At 72.2% G+C, this 20631-nt stretch carries 22 protein-coding genes; all 22 read left to right on the top strand.

Annotated features, from left to right (window positions below):
* Complete coding sequence (locus tag FHE66_RS00395) at positions 1–453, top strand: flagellar hook capping FlgD N-terminal domain-containing protein (protein ID WP_139071019.1); 453 nt, start codon at positions 1–3, stop codon at positions 451–453.
* Positions 454–471: 18 nt separating this feature from the next.
* The gene (locus FHE66_RS00390; protein ID WP_139071018.1) at positions 472–1710 is read left to right on the top strand and encodes a flagellar hook protein FlgE; all 1239 of its coding nucleotides are present in this window, start codon (positions 472–474) and stop codon (positions 1708–1710) included.
* Positions 1711–1933: 223 nt separating this feature from the next.
* A complete protein-coding gene (locus FHE66_RS00385; protein ID WP_139071034.1) occupies positions 1934–2932 on the top strand; it encodes an HNH endonuclease in 999 nt (332 codons plus the stop codon).
* A 390-nt stretch (positions 2933–3322) separates the two neighbouring features.
* On the top strand, positions 3323–3580 hold the full coding sequence (locus FHE66_RS00380; RefSeq protein ID WP_255303551.1) for a flagellar FlbD family protein: 258 nt from the start codon (positions 3323–3325) through the stop codon (positions 3578–3580).
* Positions 3580–4359 (top strand): motility protein A, encoded by a 780-nt coding sequence (locus FHE66_RS00375; RefSeq protein ID WP_139071016.1) that lies wholly within the window; start codon positions 3580–3582, stop codon positions 4357–4359. The genes FHE66_RS00380 and FHE66_RS00375 overlap by 1 nt, the downstream gene beginning before the upstream one ends.
* Positions 4356–5201: a flagellar motor protein MotB gene (locus FHE66_RS00370; RefSeq protein ID WP_139071015.1), complete on the top strand. Its 846-nt coding sequence runs from the start codon at positions 4356–4358 to the stop codon at positions 5199–5201. The genes FHE66_RS00375 and FHE66_RS00370 overlap by 4 nt, the downstream gene beginning before the upstream one ends.
* Position 5202: 1 nt before the next feature.
* Positions 5203–5703 (top strand): flagellar basal body-associated protein FliL, encoded by a 501-nt coding sequence (fliL, locus tag FHE66_RS00365; protein ID WP_139071014.1) that lies wholly within the window; start codon positions 5203–5205, stop codon positions 5701–5703.
* A gap of 69 nt (positions 5704–5772) precedes the next feature.
* Positions 5773–6687, top strand: a complete 915-nt coding sequence (locus FHE66_RS00360) for a flagellar motor switch protein FliM (protein ID WP_139071013.1) — start codon at positions 5773–5775, stop codon at positions 6685–6687.
* Positions 6684–7364, top strand: a complete 681-nt coding sequence (gene fliN / locus FHE66_RS00355) for a flagellar motor switch protein FliN (protein WP_139071012.1) — start codon at positions 6684–6686, stop codon at positions 7362–7364. Before FHE66_RS00360 ends, fliN begins: the two co-directional genes overlap by 4 nt.
* Entirely contained in the window at positions 7361–7744 is a 384-nt protein-coding gene (locus tag FHE66_RS00350) for a flagellar biosynthetic protein FliO (RefSeq protein ID WP_139071011.1), read from the top strand. Before fliN ends, FHE66_RS00350 begins: the two co-directional genes overlap by 4 nt.
* Positions 7741–8571 carry a flagellar type III secretion system pore protein FliP gene (gene fliP, locus FHE66_RS00345; RefSeq protein WP_139071010.1) on the top strand — a complete coding sequence of 277 codons (831 nt, stop codon included), beginning with the start codon at positions 7741–7743 and terminating at the stop codon, positions 8569–8571. The genes FHE66_RS00350 and fliP overlap by 4 nt, the downstream gene beginning before the upstream one ends.
* The gene (locus FHE66_RS00340; protein WP_139071009.1) at positions 8571–8843 is read left to right on the top strand and encodes a flagellar biosynthetic protein FliQ; all 273 of its coding nucleotides are present in this window, start codon (positions 8571–8573) and stop codon (positions 8841–8843) included. The genes fliP and FHE66_RS00340 overlap by 1 nt, the downstream gene beginning before the upstream one ends.
* Before the next feature lie 16 nt (positions 8844–8859).
* Positions 8860–9594, top strand: a complete 735-nt coding sequence (locus FHE66_RS00335; RefSeq protein WP_230976497.1) for a flagellar biosynthetic protein FliR — start codon at positions 8860–8862, stop codon at positions 9592–9594.
* The gene (locus FHE66_RS00330) at positions 9591–10691 is read left to right on the top strand and encodes a flagellar biosynthesis protein FlhB (protein ID WP_139071007.1); all 1101 of its coding nucleotides are present in this window, start codon (positions 9591–9593) and stop codon (positions 10689–10691) included. Before FHE66_RS00335 ends, FHE66_RS00330 begins: the two co-directional genes overlap by 4 nt.
* On the top strand, positions 10688–12745 hold the full coding sequence (gene flhA, locus FHE66_RS00325; RefSeq protein WP_139071006.1) for a flagellar biosynthesis protein FlhA: 2058 nt from the start codon (positions 10688–10690) through the stop codon (positions 12743–12745). The genes FHE66_RS00330 and flhA overlap by 4 nt, the downstream gene beginning before the upstream one ends.
* A 55-nt stretch (positions 12746–12800) precedes the next feature.
* Positions 12801–13076 carry a hypothetical protein gene (locus FHE66_RS00320; RefSeq protein WP_139071005.1) on the top strand — a complete coding sequence of 92 codons (276 nt, stop codon included), beginning with the start codon at positions 12801–12803 and terminating at the stop codon, positions 13074–13076.
* 10 nt (positions 13077–13086) lie between these two features.
* Positions 13087–13326 carry a carbon storage regulator CsrA gene (gene csrA, locus FHE66_RS00315; protein ID WP_139071004.1) on the top strand — a complete coding sequence of 80 codons (240 nt, stop codon included), beginning with the start codon at positions 13087–13089 and terminating at the stop codon, positions 13324–13326.
* A 180-nt stretch (positions 13327–13506) separates the two neighbouring features.
* Positions 13507–15744, top strand: a complete 2238-nt coding sequence (locus FHE66_RS00310) for a chemotaxis protein CheA (protein WP_255303550.1) — start codon at positions 13507–13509, stop codon at positions 15742–15744.
* On the top strand, positions 15741–16157 hold the full coding sequence (locus FHE66_RS00305) for a chemotaxis protein CheW (protein ID WP_139071002.1): 417 nt from the start codon (positions 15741–15743) through the stop codon (positions 16155–16157). The genes FHE66_RS00310 and FHE66_RS00305 overlap by 4 nt, the downstream gene beginning before the upstream one ends.
* A gap of 56 nt (positions 16158–16213) precedes the next feature.
* Positions 16214–17851 (top strand): methyl-accepting chemotaxis protein, encoded by a 1638-nt coding sequence (locus tag FHE66_RS00300; protein WP_230976499.1) that lies wholly within the window; start codon positions 16214–16216, stop codon positions 17849–17851.
* 14 nt (positions 17852–17865) lie between these two features.
* Positions 17866–19557 (top strand): methyl-accepting chemotaxis protein, encoded by a 1692-nt coding sequence (locus FHE66_RS00290; protein ID WP_255303549.1) that lies wholly within the window; start codon positions 17866–17868, stop codon positions 19555–19557.
* Between the two features lie 10 nt (positions 19558–19567).
* On the top strand, positions 19568–20631 hold a 1064-nt coding region (locus FHE66_RS00285; protein ID WP_139071001.1), incomplete at its 3' end, for a methyl-accepting chemotaxis protein.

Below are 20631 nucleotides of genomic sequence, written 5' to 3'. Positions count from 1 at the left end.
ATGACCATCAGCACCGTCGCCGGGGGCTACGGCACCTCGCCGCTGAGCCAGGCGCAGCCCGCACCGGCCCCCAACTCGCTGGGCAAGGACGACTTCCTCAAGCTGCTCGTCACCTCGCTGCGCTACCAGGACCCCTCCGAGCCGATGTCGACCAGCGAGCTCATGGCGCAGACCACCCAGCTGTCCACGATGGAGCAGCTCACCGAGCTCACCTCGCTGTCCCAGGACGCCTTCCACCTCCAGATGCGGACGTCCGCCGTCCAGCTGGTGGGCCGGGAGGTCAGCTACGTCGACGCGGACGGCGAGGCCGTCACCGGCGTCGTCAGCGCCGTCGACTTCACCACCGCGCCCCCCGGCGCCGTCGTCGGGGACGTCGTCGTCCCGATGAACCTGCTCGCCACCCTGGGTCCGGCGACGCCTGCCGCGCCCGCCCCCACCGCCCCCGTCGCCTGACCCGAAGGACACGACACCATGCTGCGCTCTCTCTTCTCCGGCATCTCGAGCCTCCGCTCCCACCAGACGATGCTCGACGTCACCGGCAACAACATCGCCAACGCCAACACCACCGGCTTCAAGTCCTCCCGGACCCAGTTCGAGGACACGCTGTCGCAGATGATCCAGGCGCCCGGCGCGCCCCAGGGCCAGAACGGCGGCACCAACCCCGCGCAGGTCGGGCTCGGCGTGCGCGTCGCCGGCATCAGCACCGACTTCACGCCCGGCGCCGCCCAGCAGACCGGTCGTAGCCTCGACATGATGATCGACGGCGACGGCTTCTTCGTCGTCAACGGCGGTGGCGGCGAGCAGCTCTACACCCGCAACGGCGCCTTCTCCCTGGACGCCACCGGACAGCTCGTCACCGCCTCCGGGGCGCGCGTCATGGGCTGGGCCGCGGACGCCAACGGCGTCGTCAACGCCAACGGGCCGCTCAGCCCGCTGTCCCTGCCGGTGACGACGACGATGGGCGCGCGCGCGACGAGCACCGTGACCTTCGGCGGGAACCTGCCGGCCGACGCCAAGGTCGCCGACCCGACCGCGACCCCGCCGGTCGAGGCGACCACGCTGCTGCGCAGCATCGAGGTCTACTCGGCCGACGGCACGCCCACCCCGGTGGACGTGAGCTTCACCCTCCAGGCCTCCTCGCCCTCGGCGACCTGGGCCGTGAGCGTCGCCGACCGCAGCGGCACCCAGCTCGGGACCGGGACCGTCACCTTCAACGCCAACGGCAGCCTGCAGAACGTCACGCTGCCCCCGGTGACCGTCGGCGGATCCGCCGTGACCCTCGACCTCGGCGCCCTCACCGGGTTCGCCGCCCTCACCACCGTCGAGGCCTCCGGGCAGGACGGCCAGGGGGCCGGTGTCCTCCAGTCCTTCGCGATGGCCTCCGACGGCACCCTCATCGGCTCCTTCTCCAACGGCCTCAAGCGCGCCGTCGGCCAGGTCGCCGTCAGCACCTTCGCCAACTCCGGCGGCCTGGAGAAGGCCGGCGGCTCGATGCTCCGCGCCTCGGTCAACTCCGGCGACCCGCAGGTGGGCGTGGCCGGACAGGGTGGCCGCGGTGACCTCACCGGCGGGGCCCTGGAGATGTCCAACGTCGACCTCTCCCAGGAGTTCACCAACCTCATCGTCGCCCAGCGTGGCTTCCAGGCCGGCTCGCGCGTCATCACGACGTCCGACGAGCTGCTCCAGGAGCTCGTCAACCTCAAGCGCTGAGGCCGTGCCGGCCGGGACCTCTCATCATCGTGAGGTCCCGGCCGATGGCGATTGTGCACAGGCTGGAGCGTCGGTCTCGATGCGCGCCGGAGGCGATGGGCATCCGCAGCCTTCCGGTTGGAGCGACTAGTTGCTGCGTTCTGAAAGTGAGGACCACCTTGCCGCTCACCGCGTAACGTCCGTCATGCACCTCCACCACCACCTCCGAAAGAGCAAAGCCAACATGCCGGCACCTATCCTCGTCCTCCTGCTCCTTGGTGCGATCGTCGTCGTCCCCGCCGCAACTGGCAGTTTTGGACAGACGCTCGCCGCGATCGTCCTCATCCTTGTTGCCAATCCGGTGGTTCGTTCCATTCGGAAGAACCGGTACTTTGCGTCCGAGCACTTTCAGGTCCTTAAATCTGAAATTGCTTCCGTGGTTTCAGAGCATAATGAGGTTGTCGGTTATGTTCGGGAGATCCGCGCCAGGGGTTCGTTTGAACTCGGCTCGTCCTTGACGGGGCAGTATGCGAATCTTGCGTCGTTCGAGAATACGTCGACATGGAACAATCGACGCGACCGCAATGTCGCGGAGTACGCCCCGCATGTGCACAATGCCTCGTTGCAGGTGGTGCGCAATGCTAGTGCCGACCCGATCAAGTACCTGATGAAGTACTTCTCCGTCAAGGCGGATCAGAAGACGCTCGCGGATGTTCAGCATGTTGCTGACTCTATTGCTAGGCTCGAGGAGGCGGTAGCCAACGTCAAGGCGCGCGAAGCCGCTATCACCGCCAAGATCAACCCGCCGGCATTTATTCTCAAGCATTACCGTGACGAATTCTGGAACCAGGTGGGCGTTCGACTGTCGCCGATCGAGGTTCCCTACCCGGAGTATAAGTTCCAGTACATCTCGGCTGGCGGAAACAGTGGTCAGACGACGAGGATCGTACTCAACACCCCGACCCTCGAGGCGCTGTCCGCTACGCTGGTTGACAAAATTCGCTGGGTCAAGTCTGCTGCTGGGCAGCGTGCGTTGATGACGGCGAAACTGCGCAGTCACATCAAGCAGCGTGACAACTACACCTGCTTGAACTGTGGAGTGTCCATTTATGCTGAGCCGCACCTGCTACTTGAGGTTGACCACATCGTGCCTGTCTCCAAGGGCGGGCTGAGCGTTCCGGAGAACCTTCAGACGCTTTGCTGGAAGTGCAATCGAACCAAGGGTGCGAGGATTGTCGCCTGAGTCTGGCCCGCTTAGTGCGGTTTACTGAGCAAGCAAGGTCCAAAGCGGTGGGCGGTGGCCAGTGCGTCGGTGAAGGCACGATGTGCGGCTTCGAACCCTCGTGCTTGGGTGCAGGAGTGCGTGCATAGCCCAAGTTTTGGGACCCGGCGCCCGTCGCTCCGTGTAAAGGACCGGCCGATGCGCCCGCGCCGCGCGTCTCGCGGAAGCTCGCTCGCCAAGGCGGTCAAGATCCGCCGCAGCGGGTCTGGTCGGATGCCTCCGGGTCGCCGGCAGAATCTGAAGGCTGGTCGGCCGGGACCTCTCATCATCGTGAGGTCCCGGCCGATTGACAGAGCGCAGGGCTCATGGATGGGCCCGTCGTCACCAGGATGGAACCGACCCTTGATCACCGTGACCCGTCTGACAGGACAGCAGTTCGCGATCAACCCTGATCTCGTCGAACGCATCGAGTGCACACCAGACACGATCCTCGTGCTCATGGACGGCACGCGCTACCTCGTGGCCGAGACCATGCCCGAGGTCGTCGCCATGGTCCAGGAGTACCGCGCCGGCGTCATCGCCCGCGCGCTCCAGCCCCCAGCGCCGGTCGTCACGCGCACGGAGCTCGGCTCCGTCGTCCCCCTGCCGACCCGTCCCCAGGGAGAATGATGGATCCCGCAACGCTCATCGGCCTCGCCATCTCCTTCGGTGGCGTCGTCATCCTCATGAACATGGAGAGCGTCCACCTCTCCGCGATCCTGCTGCCCGGCCCGGTCGCCATCGTGTTCCTCGGCGCGATCGGTGCGACCGTCGCGGGAGGCGCGCTGCGTGACACGGTCCACGCGGTCAAGAGCCTGCCCAAGGCCCTCACCGCCACGGCCCCCAAGCGCGGTGCCACGATCGCCACGATCATCACGCTCTCCGACCGCGCCCGCCGCGAGGGTCTCCTCGCGCTCGAGGAGACCGCCCACGAGGTGGGCGACGACTTCCTGCGCGACGGGCTCATGGCAGCCATCGACGGCACCGACCCCGAGGACCTGCGCGTCATGCTCGAGGACCGGATCGACACCAAGCGTGCCCAGGACCGCGTCGCCTACGGGTTCTTCAACTCCATGGGCGGCTACGCGCCGACGATCGGCATCATCGGCACCGTCATCTCCCTCGTGCACGTGCTGGAGAACCTCTCCGACCCGAGCACGCTGGGCCCGATGATCGCCGCCGCGTTCGTCGCGACCCTGTGGGGCATCCTCTCGGCGAACCTCATCTTCCTGCCCATCGGCGCCCGCCTCAAGCGGATCTCCGACCTCGAGTGCGGCCAGATGGAGATCAGCCTCGAGGGGCTGCTCGCGCTCCAGGCCGGCGCCAACCCGCGCGCCGTCGGCGAGCGGCTGCGCAGCCTGGTCCCGGCGAGCGAGCTCATCGGGCCGGGCGAGGGGCGGGCCGCGTGAGCACCCGCCGCCGCCGTCGCGCCTCCGCCCACGAGGAGGAGCCGGAGAACATCGAGCGCTGGACCGTGAGCTACATGGACATGGTCACGGTCATGATGTGCCTGTTCATCGTCCTCTTCGCGATCAGCCAGGTGGACTCCGCGAAGTTCCTCCAGCTGCGCCAGTCCCTGGCCTCCGGGTTCGGGGACGCCGCCCCCGCCGTCAACGTCGTCGAGGGCTCCACCGGGCCGCTCGAGGGCGGGGACGTCCGGCCGGTCGACATCGCGCCGATCGAGGGTGGGGAGGACCTCAAGCCGCTGCAGAGCGGGCAGGTCCAGCAGGCCGCCGAGCAGGAGGTCGAGTCCCTCATCGAGCTGCGCGAGGGGATCCGCTCCGACCTCGCCCAGGCCGGCCTCGAGCAGGAGGTCCGCTTCAGCATCACCGAGCGCGGCCTCATCATCGGGCTGGTCAGCGAGCACACCTTCTTCTCGCCCGCCAGCGCCGTCATGCCCGCGACCACGCTCCAGGTCGTCGACACGATCGCCGCGACGCTCGGCACCCTCCCCAACCAGGTCCTCCTCGAGGGGCACGCCAACCACCTCCCGCAGACCGAGCCCTACCCGACGAACTGGGAGCTGTCCGCGGACCGCGCGACCAAGGTGCTGCGCCGGATGGTCGAGCACAGCGGCATCGCCCCCGACCGGGTCCGGGCCATCGGTTACGGCGACGCCCACCCGACGGTGACCGAGGGCCCCGACGCCCTCGACCTCAACCGTCGCGTCGACATCGTCGTCATGAGCGACAAGCCCGAGTCCGTCCGCCAGCTGCTCCCCGGGCTGGCCGCGAGCAGGGAAGGAGCCTGACGTGCCCGAGACCAGGGTCATCGGTGCCCCCGACCGCAAGATCGGCGGCGCACAGCGCCCGCCCGCACCCTCCACCCGCCCCGCTGCTCCCCAGCCGGCCGCCCCCAAGCGCCGTAAGGGCAAGACGCTCGCCGTCGTGCTCGTCCTCATCGTCGGGGTGGCCGCCGTGGCCTTCCTCCTCACGCGGCCCGAGGACAGCGCCGCCACGCCGCAGGACCCCGAGCCGGGCATGACGATCATGGTCGAGCCGCGCAACATCAACCTCGCCGACGGCCGCTACCTGCGAATGGGCTTCGCCATCGAGCTGGTCGCCGAGGCCGAGGAGGTCCCGGTCGCCCAGGCCACCGACATCGCCATCGCCCTCTTCTCCGGACGGTCCGTCGACGAGGTGAACGACGCCGCACACCGCGCGGAGCTGAAGGACGAGCTGACGCGGCAGCTCACCGAGGCCTACGACGGGGAGGTGCACGCGGTCTACTTCACGGACTTCGTCACGCAGTAGCGCGCACCCCGGCACCACCGCCGCACGCGGACGTCTCAACTTCGCCCCGCAGCCGCCGATGGGTGGGGCGTGACCGTACCCCCTGTGGCCCAGAGCGCCGGCACCCCGGTGGTCTACGACTTCCGGCAGCCGATGACGCTTCCGCGTGACCACGCGCGCGTCCTCGAGGTCGCCCTGACGACCTTCGCACGGCAGTGGGCCAACCAGCTCCTGGCGCGCCTGCGCGTGCCCGTCCAGGTGTCGCTGGACCACCTGTCCATGTCCACCTACGACGAGTTCGTCAGCCGCCTCCCCGCCCCGACGACGCTCATCCAGTTCACCGCGGGCCCCAACCGCCGTCCGGCGATCATCCAGATCCCGCTCGAGGTGACCCTCTCCTGGGTGGACCAGATGCTCGGCGGTCCCGGCACCCCCGGGGCGGTCCCGGTGCGTGAGCTCACCGAGATCGAGCAGAACCTCGTCTCGGACGTCATGTCGCGCGTCGTCGCCGACCTGAACTACGCGTTCGCGGGGATCCTCAAGGTCGACCCCGAGCTGCGCCGCATCCAGCACTCCCCCCAGCTCGTCCAGGCGGTCGCCGCGACGACGACGGTCATCAGCGGCACCTTCCACATCACCCACGGCGACCAGTACGCCGTCGCGGCCTTCATGGCGCCCGCCGAGGGGCTGCTCTCCGCGCTCCGCGAGCGCCAGTCGGCCGACCACCGGACCACCGCCGAGCTTGCCGCGGAGACCGAGCAGCGCCAGTCGCTCGACCGCGCCGTCCAGGAGGTGCCGGTCGAGGTCGCCGTGCGCCTCGGCCCGGTCGCGCTCCACCCGCGGGAGGTCGTCGGGCTCGCCGTCGGTGACCTCCTGGCCCTGCGTCACCCCCGGTCCCAGCCCATGGACGTCGTGGTCGGGGACCGTGTCCTCGCCCAGGCGGTGGCCGGTACCAGCGGCTCCCGGCTCGCCGGGCTGGTCGTCAACGTCAAGGAGAACTCATGAGCACGACCACCATCGACACCCACGCCGTCGCCGACGAGCTGGCGCGCCTGCTGCCCTCCTCCCAGCCGCTCGTCGCGCGGCCCGCGGAGCCCGGTGAGCGCCCGGCACCAAGCGCCACCGCCGTCGTGGCGACGTTCGTCGGGCAGACGAGCGCCGAGCTGCTCGTCGTCGCCCAGGACGCCGTCGCCGAGGCCATGGCCGGAGCCGGGGCGCTGACCCTCGCCGAGGCCCTGCGCCCCGCGCTCGAGGCCGCCGCGCGCACGCTCGGTGCGGGCGTGCTCGGCGCCGCCGAGGAGCGCCCCGCGGGCGAGGCCGTCACCGGCGGGGACGTCACCGTCTTCGCCCTCGTCGGCGGCGGGACCGTGCAGGCCTGGTTCGGCATCCGCTCGATCAGCCAGCGCGCCTCGATGCCGTCCGCTCCCCTCGAGGCAGGCAGCATGCGCGTCCTGTACGACGTCGAGCTCACCCTCACCACCGAGATCGGCCGCACCCGGATGCCGCTGCGCGACGTGCTCGGCCTCACGCCCGGCACCGTCCTGGAGCTCGACCGCGCCGCGGGCAGCCCCGCCGACGTCATGGTCAACGGGCGGCTCGTCGCCCGCGGCGACGTCGTCGTCGTCGACGAGGACTACGCCGTGCGCATCACCGAGATCGTCTCGGAGACCTCGGCCCAGTGACCGACACGCTCGGGCTGGCGCTGCGCGTCGCGCTCTCCCTCGGGGTCGTGCTCGCCCTGCTGTGGTTCCTCGCCCGGCGCGTCGGCGCCGGCGCGGGGACCCCGCGGCGGCTGCCGATCACCGTGCTCGGGCGTCAGACGCTCGGGCGCCGCTCGGGCATCACGGTCGTCGACGTCGCCGGTCGCACCCTCGTCCTCGGGGTGAGCGACTCCGAGGTCCGTCTGCTCACCGAGCTCGAGCCCGGTCCGCTCACCCTCCTGGAGGACGGCGACGGGGGCACCCCGCAGTCGCGGCCCGCCGCCCCGCTCTCCGGATCGGTCCTCGCACCCGGCACCTGGCGCACCACCTGGGAGACCCTGCGGACACGGACCCGCGGGTGAGCGCCGCACCGGCCCAGCCGCGCGGGGGAGCGCGGACCGGTGCACGGCGCCTGCTGCTGCGCCTGCTGGTGGTCCTCGTGGTCACCGCCGCCGCCGTCGCGCTCGGCGCGGCGCTCGCCCAGGCGGCGCCCGTCCAGCCCGAGGAGCCGGTCGCGCCGACCGAGCCCGCGGGCCTCGGCTTCGACCTCGACGTCGAGGCCGGGACGCCGTCGACGTCGATCGTCGCGCTCCTCGCGCTCACCCTGCTCGGCGTCGCGCCCTCGCTGCTCCTCATGATGACGAGCTTCACGAAGATCTTCGTCGTCCTGTCCCTCACCCGCAACGCCCTCGGCCTGCAGGGTGTGCCCCCCAACCAGGTGCTCGCCGGGCTCACGCTCTTCCTGTCCCTGTTCATCATGGCGCCCGTCCTCGGGGACGTGAACACCGTCGCCCTCCAGCCCTACCTCGACGGGTCGACCGACTTCGCCGGCGCGTTCGGGGCCGCGCAGGGGCCGCTGCGCGAGTTCATGGTGGGGCTCACCCGCGAGGAGGACCTCGCGCTGCTCACCCGCGCGGCCGGGATGCCCAACCCGGAGAGCCCCGAGACCGTCCCGATGCAGACACTCATCCCGGCGTTCATGCTCTCCGAGCTGCGGGCCGCGTTCATCATCGGCTTCGTCATCTTCGTGCCGTTCCTCGTCATCGACCTCGTCGTCGCCTCCGCGCTCATGGCGATGGGCATGATGATGCTGCCGCCGTCGATGATCTCGCTGCCCTTCAAGATCCTCCTCTTCGTCCTCGTGGACGGCTGGGGGCTCATCGTCACCCAGCTGGTGGGGAGCTACTGATGGACACCGCGAACGTCATCGACATCGCCACCCTCGCCCTCGGCCTGGCCGCGAAGCTCGCCGCCCCCCTGCTCATCACCGCGCTCGTCGTCGGCTTCACCGTCTCCCTCCTCCAGTCGGTGACCCAGATCCAGGAGATCACCCTGAGCTTCGTGCCCAAGGCGATCGGCGTGGCCGTGGCCATCGTGCTGTGCGGCAGCTGGATGATCTCCGAGCTCGTCGTCACCACCCACGAGCTCTTCGACCGCATCCCCGGCCTGCTGGGCGGCTGACGTGGACGCTGCCCTCGTGGTGGTCCCGGTGGCGCTCGCCGCGCTGCGGGTCACCGTCTTCCTCGTCGTGGCGCCGCCGTTCAACCACGGCGCCATCCCGGGGACCGTCAAGGCGATGCTCGGCGTCGGTCTCGCCCTGGCGATGGCCTCCACCCTCACCGTGCCGGTCGACCTCACGGCGACGGCGTTCATCGGCATGGCCGTCTCCGAGGCAGTGATCGGCGGAGGTCTCGGCGTGCTCGTCGCCCTCGTCTTCTCCGCGGTCCAGACCGCCGGCCGGCTCGTCGACATGCTCGGCGGGTTCGAGCTCGGCCAGGCCTTCGACCCGATGACGATGACCCACAGCGGCCCGTTCGGCCGCTTCTTCCAGCTCATCGCCGTGGTCCTCCTCTTCGCCTCCGACGGCTACCAGCTCGTCGTGGGTGGCCTGGCCCGCAGCTTCCAGGCACTCCCGCTCGGGGCCGTGCTCGACCTCGGCTCGCTCGCCGAGAACCTCGCCGGCGGGCTCACCCAGCTCTTCCTCGCGGCCATCCAGGTCGCCGGACCGCTCATCGCCGTCCTCTTCCTCGCCGACGTCGGCCTCGGCCTGCTCACCCGGGTCGCCCCCGCCCTCAACGCCTTCGCGCTCGGCTTCCCGCTGAAGATCCTCATCACCCTCTCGCTCGGCGCGATCACCGTCGCGGCGCTCCCCGGAGTCGTCTCGTGGCTGTCCGACGAGGCGTTCCGCGGCATCGGGGAGGTCGTGCGATGAGCCAGACCGCCGGTGAGAAGACCGAGAAGGCCACCCCGGAGCGGATGAGGAAGGCCCACCGGGACGGGAGCCTGGGCAAGTCCCAGGACGTCAGCGCGTGGGTCGTCGTCGGGGCCGCCGCCCTCACGCTGCCGACCGTGCTCGACCGTGGTGCCGAGGCCGCCGGGAACCTCGTGCTCCGGGTGCGCGAGGTCATCGGCAACCCTGAGCCCGCGGTCGCCGTCCAGGTGCTCGGCGAGGGCCTGCTCGCCGCCGCGCTCGCCGTCGCGCCGATGCTCGCCGTCGCCGCGCTGGCCGCCGTCGTGGCCGGCGCCGCGCAGGGCGGGGTCCACATCTCGACGAAGAAGCTCAAGCCGCGCCTCGAGCAGTTCAACCTCGTCAAGGGCACCAAGCGGACCTTCGGTGCCCAGGCGTGGTGGCAGGGCGCCAAGGCGTTCCTCAAGACGCTCGTCGTCGGCACGGTGCTCTACTTCACCGTCGTCGGCCTCGTCCCGCTCGTCATGCAGTCCGGCGCCCTCTCCGTCGCCCAGATCCTCGGCGAGGTCGGGTCGCGGATCAAGTCCCTCATCACGTGGGGAGTCGCCGCCGGCCTCGTCCTCGCCGCCATCGACGTCTTCGTCGTCCTCAAGCGCAACCGCAAGACCACCCGCATGTCCAAGCAGGAGCTCAAGGACGACCACAAGCGCTCCGAGGGCGACCCGCTCATCAAGAGCCAGCGCATGGCCAAGGCGCGGGCGCTGAGCCGCAACCGGATGCTCGCCGCCGTGGCCGACGCCGACGTCGTCGTCGTCAACCCGACGCACGTCGCCGTCGCGCTGCGCTACGAGCCCGGCAAGGGCGCGCCGCGCGTCGTCGCCAAGGGCAAGGGCCACGTCGCCCGACGCATCCGCGAGAAGGCCGCCCAGCACAAGGTGGCCGTCGTCCAGGACATCACCCTGGCGCGCACCCTCAACTCCGTGTGCGAGGTGGGCCACGAGGTCCCCGAGTACCTCTACGAGGCCGTCGCCCGCGTCCTCGCCTTCGTCATGTCCCTGCGCCGGCGCGGCAGCGCCGCAGGGAGCCACCGCATGTCCCAGTCCCGGAAGGACGGCCGATGAAGAACGGCAAGATCACCCAGCTCGCCGTGCCGGCGGGCGTCGTCGGGATCATCCTCCTGCTCGTCGTCCCGCTGCCCGCAGCGCTGCTCGACGTCCTCATCGCGGTGAACATCATCGGCGCGATGGTCGTCCTGCTCACGACGATGTACATCAGGAAGCCGCTCGACTTCTCGGTCTTCCCCTCCCTCGTCCTCGTGATGACGCTCTTCCGGCTCGGGCTCAACGTCGCCTCGACCCGCCTCGTGCTGCGCGACGGCTACGCCGGGGAGGTCATCAACGCGTTCGGCCACTTCGTCGTCGGCGGCTCGCTCGTCATCGGCCTCGTCATCTTCCTCATCCTCGTCGTCATCCAGTTCGTCGTCATCACCAACGGCGCCGGACGCGCCGCCGAGGTCGGCGCCCGCTTCACCCTCGACGCGATGCCGGGCAAGCAGATGGCCATCGACGCCGACCTCAACGCCGGCGCGATCGACGACGACGAGGCGCGCCGCCGCCGCAGCGAGGTCGCCGCCGAGGCGGACTTCTACGGCGCGATGGACGGCTCGTCGAAGTTCGTCAAGGGTGACGCCATCGCCGGCATCGTCATCACGATCATCAACCTCGTCGGTGGCTTCGTCATCGGGATGGTCCAGCGCGGCATGAGCGCCGGCGAGTCCATCGAGACGTACTCGCTGCTCACCGTCGGCGACGGCCTCGTCACCCAGATCCCCGCGCTCCTCATGGCCGTCGCCACCGGCCTCGTCGTCACCCGGGCCACCTCCGACGACGACATGGGCACCCTCGCCGGCTCCCAGCTCACCCAGTCCCGCTCGGCGCTCATGATCGCCGGTGTGGCCGCGCTCGTCATGGCCGCCATCCCGGGCATCCCGAAGCTCCCGTTCGTCCTCGTGGGCGCGCTCCTGCTCGTCGCGGCCCAGCGGATCAAGGGCGGGGAGAACGCCGCCACGCGGGCCAGCGAGGCGGAGGAGGCAGCCTCCGCGCTCCAGCCCGCCGCCGAGACCCCCGAGATGCTCATCGAGCAGATGAGGGTCCACGCCCTGGAGGTCCTCCTCGCCCCCGACCTCGTCGACATGGTCGGCGGGTCGGCCGACCAGGACCTCCTCGGCCGGGTCAAGGCGCTGCGGCGCAAGACGGCGCTGGAGATGGGCTACGTGCTGCCCCCCGTGCGCACCCGCGACTCCGTCGACCTGCCCTCCGCCACCTACGCCATCCGGCTCTCCGGGGTCGAGGTGGCGCGCGGCACCGCGCCGCGCGGGCGGGTGCTCGCCCTGGGGGAGGGGCTGGACGGACTCCCGGGCACGACGGTCGTCGAGCCGGTGTTCGGGCTGCCCGGCAAGTGGATCGCGCTCGAGCTGCGGCACAGCGCGGAGATGGCCGGCGCCACCGTCGTCGACAGGGTGTCCGTGCTCATCACCCACCTGTCCTCGGTGGCCTCCTCCCACGCCGACCGGCTGCTCGGCCGCGAGGACGTCCGCGTCCTCGTCGAGGGGCTCAAGCAGACCAACCCGTCCGTCGTGGAGGAGCTCGTCCCGGGGCTGCTCAGCCTCGGTGAGGTCCAGCGCGTCCTCCAGGGCCTGCTCGCCGAGCAGGTGCCGATCCTCGACCTCGGCCGCATCCTCGAGGCGCTGACCCTGCGCGCGAAGGTGTCCACCGACGTCGAGGGGCTCGTCGAGGCCGCCCGCCAGGCGGTCGCGGACGTCATCGTCGACCGCCACCGCGAGGAGGGCGTCCTGCGGGTCCTCACCCTTGAGCCGGCGACCGAGCAGCTGCTCCTGGAGTCGCTGCGCCCCGGGGAGCACGGCACCCAGCTGTCCCTCGCGCCCGACCGCGTCGAGGGACTGCTCGAGGCGCTGCGCGCCAGGCTCGAGCAGGTCGAGTCGACCGGCCGCCAGGCCGTGCTCGTCTGCGCCCCGGCCGTCCGGCCGGCGCTGCGGCGCGTGGCGGCCCTCGCCGTCCCTCGCCTCCCGGTGCTGTCCTACAACGAGGTGACCGGGACCTCCCTGACCATCGAGACCGTGGGAGCCGTCGGTGTCGGACACGCGATTACTGCTTGACGGGACCGACCTGGACGAGCTCCTCGCCCGGGCGGCCCGTCTGGGTGGACGGGTCGTGCGCGCGGAGCGCGTGCGCTCAGGGCTGCTCGGGCGCCGGCGCTACGAGGTCACCGTGGCGGTGCCCGGACTGAGCCGGCCCGTCCCCGACCTCGGGGGCACGGCCGCCGCCGCTCGCCGTCCACCCGCCCGGCAGCCTCGCCCGGCGGGCATCGGCGACCTCATCGCCGCCGCCGAGGCGGCGGAGCGGCTGGAGAGCGCCGCGGCGCGCCAGGCGCGTGCCGCCGCCGGGGCGCTCGCCGAGCGCGGCCGGCCGAGCGCCAGGACGCGATAGGGTCGGGCGCGTGCTGGTACTGAGCCGCAAGGTGGGCGAGCAGATCGTCATCGGGGAGGACATCGTCCTCACCGTCGTCGACGTGCGCAACGACACCGTGCGCCTGGGCATCGCCGCACCCCGCCACGTCGCCGTGAACCGTGCCGAGGTGCTCCGCGCCGTCGAGGAGGCCAACCGCGACGCCGCCAGCGTGGCCGACGAGGACCTCGACTCCCTCCGCGCGCTGCGCCCCGCGAACCCCGAGGACTGACCGCCCGCCGCGGCCCCGGGCCGCGCTCCTCGCGCACCGCCGCGCGGAGCGGGCGCATCGCCGCGAGCCCGGGCGGGGCAGCCCGGACCTCTCACAAACCCGCCACTCCTCCCGATGGTCTGCCGTGAGCGCAGGAAGCGCCGCAACGCCGGACTCATGGAGGGCCACCCGGTGGAGGGTATGGATGAGATCGTCCACGAGTTCCTCGTCGAGAGCCACGAGAACCTCGACCAGCTCGACCAGGACCTCGTCGCGCTGGAGGGGGACCCCGGCTCACGCGAGCTGCTGAGCAGCATCTTCCGCACCGTCCACACGATCAAGGGGACGAGCGGCTTCCTCGGCTACGGCGACCTCGAGCGGGTCTCCCACACCGGGGAGAACCTGCTCGCCGAGCTGCGCGACGGCGCCCGGCACATGGACCAGGCGACCACCGACGTCCTGCTCGCCCTCGTCGACACGTTGCGCGCCATCCTCGCCTCGATCGAGGCCGGCGAGGGCGACGCCCACGACGTCGAACCGACGATCTCCCGGATCCGCGCCCTCCAGGAGGGCACCGCCTCGCCTCCCGCCGCCCCGGCGCAGCCCGTCGGTGCCCCGGCCGCTGCCGAGCCGGCCGCCGCGCCGGCCGTGGCTCGCAAGGTCATCGGCAGGCCGCGCCCTCCGGCCCCCGTGACGCCGGCCCCCGTGACGCCGGCCCCCGTGGCGCCCGCCGAGCAGCACCCGGAGCCCGAGAGGCGCTCCGAGCCGGAGCGCCACCGCAACGCGGCCGAGAGCTCGATCCGCGTCGACGTGGAGCTCCTGGACTCGCTCATGCGCCAGGTCGGGGAGCTCGTGCTCGTCCGCAACCAGTTCGACCGCCTCGCCGACCGCGCCGCCGAGCCCGAGCTCCACCGCTCCGCCCAGCGCCTCAGCCTCATCGCCACCGAGCTGCAGGAAGGCGTCATGAGGACGCGCATGCAGCCCATCGAGAACGTGTGGAACAAGATGCCGCGCGTCGTGCGCGACCTCGCCTCCACCCTCGGGCGGGAGGTCGCACTGACGATGCTCGGTGGGCAGACCGAGCTCGACCGCTCGCTGCTCGAGGCGGTCAAGGACCCGCTCACCCACCTCGTGCGCAACGCCGTCGACCACGGGATCGAGTCGCCCGCCGAGCGCCTCGCCGTCGGCAAGTCCGCGCAGGGCCACGTCACGCTGCGTGCCCACCACGCGGGGGGCCAGGTCCTCGTCGAGATCACCGACGACGGCCGCGGGATCGACCGCGACGCCGTGGCGGCCGGGGCGCTGGCCAAGGGGCTGCGCACCGAGGACCAGCTCCGGGCGATGTCCACCCAGGAGATCCACGAGCTGCTGTTCCTGCCGGGCTTCTCCACCGCCAGGGCAGTGACGAACGTGTCCGGCCGCGGCGTGGGGATGGACGTCGTCCGCACGAAGATCGAGGCCATCGGCGGCTCCGTCGACGTCGAGTCCCGTCCCGGGCAGGGCACGACCTGGCGCCTGCGGATCCCGCTGACGCTCGCGATCATGCCCGCCCTCACCGTCCGGTGCGCGGACCGCACCTTCGCCCTCGCGCAGGCGAACCTCCTCGAGCTCGTCGCCGTCGAGCGGGCCCGGCTCGAGTACGTCGGGACGGCGCCCGTCCACCGGCTGCGCGGCACCCTGCTCCCGCTCGTCTCGCTGGCCGAGGTGCTCGACCTCGAGCCGCCGACCGCGGAGTCCTGCACGATCGCCGTCCTCCAGGCCGACGACCAGCGCTTCGGTCTGCTCGTGGACCGGGTGCTCAACAACGAGGAGATCGTCGTCAAGGCCGTCTCCAGCCGCATCAAGCAGATCGGCCTGTACTCCGGGGCGACCGTCCTCGGCGACGGTGACGTCGCGCTCATCCTCGACGTCCAGGCGATCGCGCGCCGCGCGCTCGTCGGGGAGGTCGGCCGGCTCGTCGGCGCCGGCACCGCCACCGGGGCCGCCCGCCGGGAGGAGGGCCGCCAGCTCCTCGTCGTCGCGATCGGTGGGGACCGGCAGGTGGCCATCCCGCTCGCCGACGTCACCCGCCTCGAGCGGATGCGCGCCGACCGCCTCGAGCGTGTCGGCAGCCGCGAGGTCCTCCAGTACCGCGGGGACCTCCTGCCCGTCGCCCGGCTCGACCGGCTGCTCGGCGCGAGCACCGTGGACCAGCCCGAGGAGCTCCTCGTCACGGTGCTCACGAGCCAGGACGTCACGGTGGCCGTCGTCGTCGGCGAGATCGTCGACATCGTCACCGACGACCCGGACGCCCACAGCGACCTCCAGGACGCCGGCCTCACCGGCTCGACGGTCATCAGGGACCGGGTCACCGAGCTGCTCGACGTCGGCCGGCTCCTCCGCGGCGTCGGCCTCGCGCCGCTCTCCGCCCTCGACCAGGACCTCGTGAGGATCACATGACCAGCCAGTACGTGACCTTCACCCTCGAGGAGAACCTCTACGGGATCCGGGTGGGCAACGTCCAGGAGGTGCTGCCCTTCCGGAGGACCACCGCCGTCCCCCTCGCGCCGCCGGACGTCGCGGGCCTCGTCAACCTCCGGGGCCAGGTGGTCCTCGCCCTCGACCTGCGCACGCGGCTCGGTCTGCCGGCGCGGACCGGCGCCGAGCCGATGATGGTCGTCGTCAGGCTGGGGCACGAGCCCGTCTCCCTGCTCGTCGACGCGATCGGCGACGTCGCCGTGGTCGACGACGATCAGTTCGAGGCGCCGCCCCCGACCCTGCCCCACGCCCTGCGCGAGGTCATCCGCGGCGCCTACAAGCTTCCCGGCCGCCTGCTCCTCGCGCTGGACGTCGAGGCCGTCACCGCTGCCTGAGGGCCCGCACCACCCCGCAGTCCCACCGCCTGCCCACCGCCCTCGAGGAGGAGCCCGTGGCCGTCCTGGCCCCCGAGCACGACACGACCGTCAGCACCCCGTCACCCCTGCCGACGGCCGCCCCAACGGCGCCCCGACGCAAGCTCCGCCTGGCGGACGTCTCCCTGCGCACGAAGATCGTCGGCAGCGCTGTGGGCGGTGCCTCGCTCGTGCTCCTCATGGCCGGGGTCGGCGTCTGGGGGACGACGAGCTCGGCGCAGTTCTCGACCCAGACGCTGGAACGTGAGGTGCGAACCGCGCAGGTGGTCGGGCAGATCGGCGACGTGTTCAGCCAGGCGCAGTACTACGCCACCGCGAGCGCCCTCGCCCCGACGCCGGACGTCGCCCGGGCCGCGCTCGAGGGCTGGGAGACCCGGATGGCGAGCCTCGTCGAGCTCACCTCCGAGTACGCGGCGGACCTCGCCCCGGACGACGAGACCGCCACCCTCGTGGGCGAGGTCCGGGACATCGCCGAGGAGCTGCGCACCAGCGGCGCGGAGGGCGCAGCGCTGGCCGAGCAGATGGAGACACAGCTCGCCACCGTGCGGGCCGACCTCGACCTGGTCGCCGAGATCCACGAGGCGCAGACCTCCGCCGGGCTGTCGGACATGCGCACCGGCGCCAGGGCGGCCGTCACCGCCGCCCTCGTGTGCGCCCTGCTCGGCGCGGTGGTCATGGTCGTCGGCGGGGTCGTCATCGGCCGCGGCATCGCGCGGGACGCGGCCCGCGTCGTCGCGACGAGCCGGGCGATGGCTGCCGGCGACCTCACGACGAGCCACGTGCAGGCCACCGGCCGGGACGAGCTCGGGCAGATCGCCCGCTCGCTCGCCGAGGCACAGGCCGACCTCCGCGAGCTCGTGGCCGGGGCGACCGGCACGGCCCAGTCCGTCGCGGCGGCCGCCGAGCAGCTCTCCGCGGCGGGCGGGACGTTCCTCACCTCGAGCGAGGGTGCCTCCGCCCAGGCCGGTGTCGTGGCGGCCGCCGCCGAGCAGGTCTCCGGCAACATCCAGACGGTCGCCGCCGCGGCCGAGGAGATGGGCGCCTCGATCAGCGAGATCGCCGTCAACGCCGCCGCGGCCGCGCAGGTCGCCGCCCAGGCGAGCGACGTCGCCGCCGCGACGACGCAGACCGTGTCCCGGCTGGGGGCGAGTTCGCAGGAGATCGGGCAGGTCGTCAAGGTCATCACCTCGATCGCGGAGCAGACGAACCTGCTCGCGCTCAACGCGACGATCGAGGCGGCCCGCGCGGGGGAGGCCGGCAAGGGCTTCGCCGTCGTGGCCGGGGAGGTCAAGGAGCTCGCCCGGGAGACGGCCCGCGCCACGGAGGACATCGCGCGACGCGTCGAGAGCATCCAGGTCGACACCACCGGGGCGGTCGACGCGATCACCGAGGTCGCCCGGATCATCGCCCAGATCAACGACTACCAGCTGACGATCGCCTCGGCAGTCGAGGAGCAGAACGCGACGACCGCCGAGATGTCGCGTGGAGTCACCGAGGCCGCGACCGGGTCGGGGGAGATCGCCGCCGGCATCGCGTCGGTGGCCGCCGACACGCGCGGCGCGAGCCAGACCCTCGCCCAGCTCACGGTCGCCACCGAGGAGCTCGCGCGCCAGTCCGCGGACCTCCAGACCCGCCTCGCGCGCTTCAGCTGCTGACCGGAGAAGGAACCATGACCACGACGCTCGCCCCCTCACCCCCGACCGTGACGTCCGCGGAGGTGCGCCCGGGGACCGCCCCGGACGCGGTGCGACGGCGCCGCCGGTTCCGCGTGGGGACCCGGCTCTACCTCGCCTTCGGTGCCCTCGCGGTGCTCGTCCTCGCCGCCGCGAACCTCGGCGCGTGGGCGGTCAGCGAGCAGAGCGGCTACAGCGAGGAGCTCGAGCGCGTGGAGTCGGTTGCCCAGCTCGCCGAGGAGGCCCGCTTCCACATCGCCGACGCCACCGGCTGGCAGGGCCTGTACCTCGCCGACGTCGGCATCCTCGGCACCGAGGAAGGGCTCGCGCCCGACTCCTACAACAGGACCGGCATGGCCGAGTCCCGGGCGGCCGTCGAGGCCTGGCTCGACGACCTCGACGCCGCCGGGCTGCGCCCCGAGGAGGCCGCGGTCTTCAGCGACCTGCGCCCGGCCTGGGAGGACTTCTTCGCCTGGGACGCCCAGGTGGTCGAGTGGCTCGCCGAGGACACCGACGCCGCCCGACGGACGGCGATCGCGTCGGTCAACGGCGGTGAGGCCGCCGCGGCCTACGAGACCGTGCTCGCGATCGCCGACGAGGCGCAGGCGCTCACCGACGCCGAGACCGCCGCCGTCAAGGCGGACCAGGCCCGCGCCCAGCGGCTCGCCACCACCGCGCTCGTGGCCACCGGGGTCGTCGGGGTCGTGCTCGCCACGGCGCTCGCCCTCGCCACCACCCGGCTCCTCGTCCGCCGGATCCTGCGGCTGAGGCAGGTCGCCGAGCGCCTGAGCGCCGGCGACCTCACCGCCCGCACCGGTCTGGAGCGCACCGACGAGCTCGGCGACACCGGTGCCGCGCTCGATGACGGCGTGGAGGCGGTCCGCCAGCTCGTCGCCGCGGTCGGGGCGTCCGCCCAGCGGGTCGCGGCGTCCGCCGAGGGCCTGGAGACGCGCGCCGGGCGGGTGGCCGGCGAGGTCGGCCAGACCTCGGCCGAGAGCTCCGCCGCGGCCGCCGCCGCCGAGCAGGTCTCCGCCAGCGTGCAGACCGTCGCCGCCGGCGCCGAGGAGATGGGTGCCTCCATCCGGGAGATCGCGCGCACCGCCGAGGAGGCGTCGACCGTCGCCTCCCGGGCCACCGTCGTCGCCCAGGAGACCAACCGGACCGTCGCCCAGCTCGGCACCTCCTCCGCGGAGATCGGGCAGGTCGTCAAGGTCATCACCTCGATCGCGGAGCAGACGAACCTGCTCGCGCTCAACGCGACGATCGAGGCGGCCCGCGCGGGGGAGGCCGGCAAGGGCTTCGCCGTCGTGGCCGGGGAGGTCAAGGAGCTCGCCCGGGAGACGGCGCGGGCCACCGAGGACATCGCCGCCCGCGTCTCGGCGATCCAGCTCGACACCGCGGGCGCCGTCGACGCCATCGAGGAGATCGCCCGGACCGTCGGGTCCATCAACGACCTGCAGATGACCATCGCCTCGGCCGTCGAGGAGCAGACCGCCACGACCGGCGAGATGAGCCGCGGCCTGGCCGAGGCCGCCTCGGGCTCCGGCGGCATCGCCGCCAACGTCACCGTCCTCGCGGGCTCTGCCGACACCCTCGACGGCGTCGTCCGCGAGATGAGCACCGAGGTCGCCGACCTCGCCGTCCTGTCCACCGAGCTGCGCGACCGCGTCGCGAGCTTCGTCTACTGAGAGAGCGACCATGACCGCCACGACGTCCGGCGCAGCCGGGCCCGAGCGCGCCACGCGCTCGCCGCGCCGGACCTCGGTGCAGACCAAGATCCTCGCCCTCGTCCTCCTGCTCGTCACCGTGGCGGGGGCCGGCGGGCTGTACTCCTCCGTCAGCGGGTCGCGGACGTCGGAGCGCGCGACCGGCATGGTCACCCTCCAGAGCGAGATCGGCGGCGCGCAGGACGACCTCACCGCCGCCCACCGGGAGGGCCGGCTCCTCGTCGCCCAGATCGCCGCCGCCGTCGGGCCCGACGCGAAGGCGGGGTGGGCCACGGTCCTCGAGGAGCTGAGCGCGTCGACCGCGACCCTCGTCGACCGGATCGGCGCGAGCGAGGTGGGCTCCTGGCCGGAGTGGGAGTCCTTCCTCACCGGCTGGGCGGAGTGGACCGACTTCCGGGACCGCATGCTCGTGCCGGCGGCGCTGGAGACCAGCCGCTCCCGGTACTCCGCGCTCGCCAGCACCGACGGCACGTCCTACGTCGAGCGGGTCGAGGCGGACCTCGCCGCCCTCTCCGACCGGGTCGACTCGCTGGTCGCGCAGGAGGCGAGCGCGATCAAGGCGAACTCCGCACGCGGCCGCGTCGTGCTCCTCGTCGCGATCCTCGTCGGGATCTCCCTGGCCGGGACCGCCGGGTTCCTGCTCGCCCGCTCCATCCGCCGGTCGGTCGACAGCGTCCGGCACTCCCTGTCCGCCCTCGCGCACGGTGACTTCACCGTGCCGGCAGCCGTGCGCACGAGGGACGAGATCGGGGAGATGGCCGAGGAGCTCAACGAGGCGAGGCGGTGCCTGAGCGAGCTCGTGGGGTCGGTCGCGGCGACGTCCACGAGCGTCGCTGTCGCCACCGCCGAGGTCGCGACCGCCACCGAGCAGGTCGGCGCCCAGTCCCGGGAGAGCAGCACCCACGCCGAGTCGATGGCCGTCGCCGCGGAGCAGGTCTCCCAGAACATCCACACCGTCGCCACCGGCGCGGAGCAGATGGGCTCCTCCATCCAGGAGATCTCCCAGAACGCCAACGAGGCCGCCGCCGTCGCCGC

Source organism: Georgenia sp. 311, from assembly GCF_006151955.1.
Taxonomy (GTDB): Bacteria; Actinomycetota; Actinomycetes; order Actinomycetales; family Actinomycetaceae; genus Oceanitalea; species Oceanitalea wutianyii.
Note: the sequence above shows the minus strand (reverse complement) of the source record. Positions and strands in the feature narration are given on the sequence as shown.

Excerpts from the sequence above, each read along its gene's own strand:
- FHE66_RS00395 (WP_139071019.1), top strand. The coding sequence starts at position 1 with ATGACCATCAGCACCGTCGCCGGGGGCTACGGCACCTCGCCGCTGAGC.
- FHE66_RS00390 (WP_139071018.1), top strand. The coding sequence starts at position 472 with ATGCTGCGCTCTCTCTTCTCCGGCATCTCGAGCCTCCGCTCCCACCAG.
- FHE66_RS00385 (WP_139071034.1), top strand. The coding sequence starts at position 1,934 with ATGCCGGCACCTATCCTCGTCCTCCTGCTCCTTGGTGCGATCGTCGTC.
- FHE66_RS00375 (WP_139071016.1), top strand. The coding sequence starts at position 3,580 with ATGGATCCCGCAACGCTCATCGGCCTCGCCATCTCCTTCGGTGGCGTC.
- fliN (WP_139071012.1), top strand. The coding sequence starts at position 6,684 with ATGAGCACGACCACCATCGACACCCACGCCGTCGCCGACGAGCTGGCG.
- FHE66_RS00340 (WP_139071009.1), top strand. The coding sequence starts at position 8,571 with ATGGACACCGCGAACGTCATCGACATCGCCACCCTCGCCCTCGGCCTG.
- FHE66_RS00330 (WP_139071007.1), top strand. The coding sequence starts at position 9,591 with ATGAGCCAGACCGCCGGTGAGAAGACCGAGAAGGCCACCCCGGAGCGG.
- flhA (WP_139071006.1), top strand. The coding sequence starts at position 10,688 with ATGAAGAACGGCAAGATCACCCAGCTCGCCGTGCCGGCGGGCGTCGTC.
- FHE66_RS00310 (WP_255303550.1), top strand. The coding sequence starts at position 13,507 with ATGGATGAGATCGTCCACGAGTTCCTCGTCGAGAGCCACGAGAACCTC.
- FHE66_RS00305 (WP_139071002.1), top strand. The coding sequence starts at position 15,741 with ATGACCAGCCAGTACGTGACCTTCACCCTCGAGGAGAACCTCTACGGG.
- FHE66_RS00290 (WP_255303549.1), top strand. The coding sequence starts at position 17,866 with ATGACCACGACGCTCGCCCCCTCACCCCCGACCGTGACGTCCGCGGAG.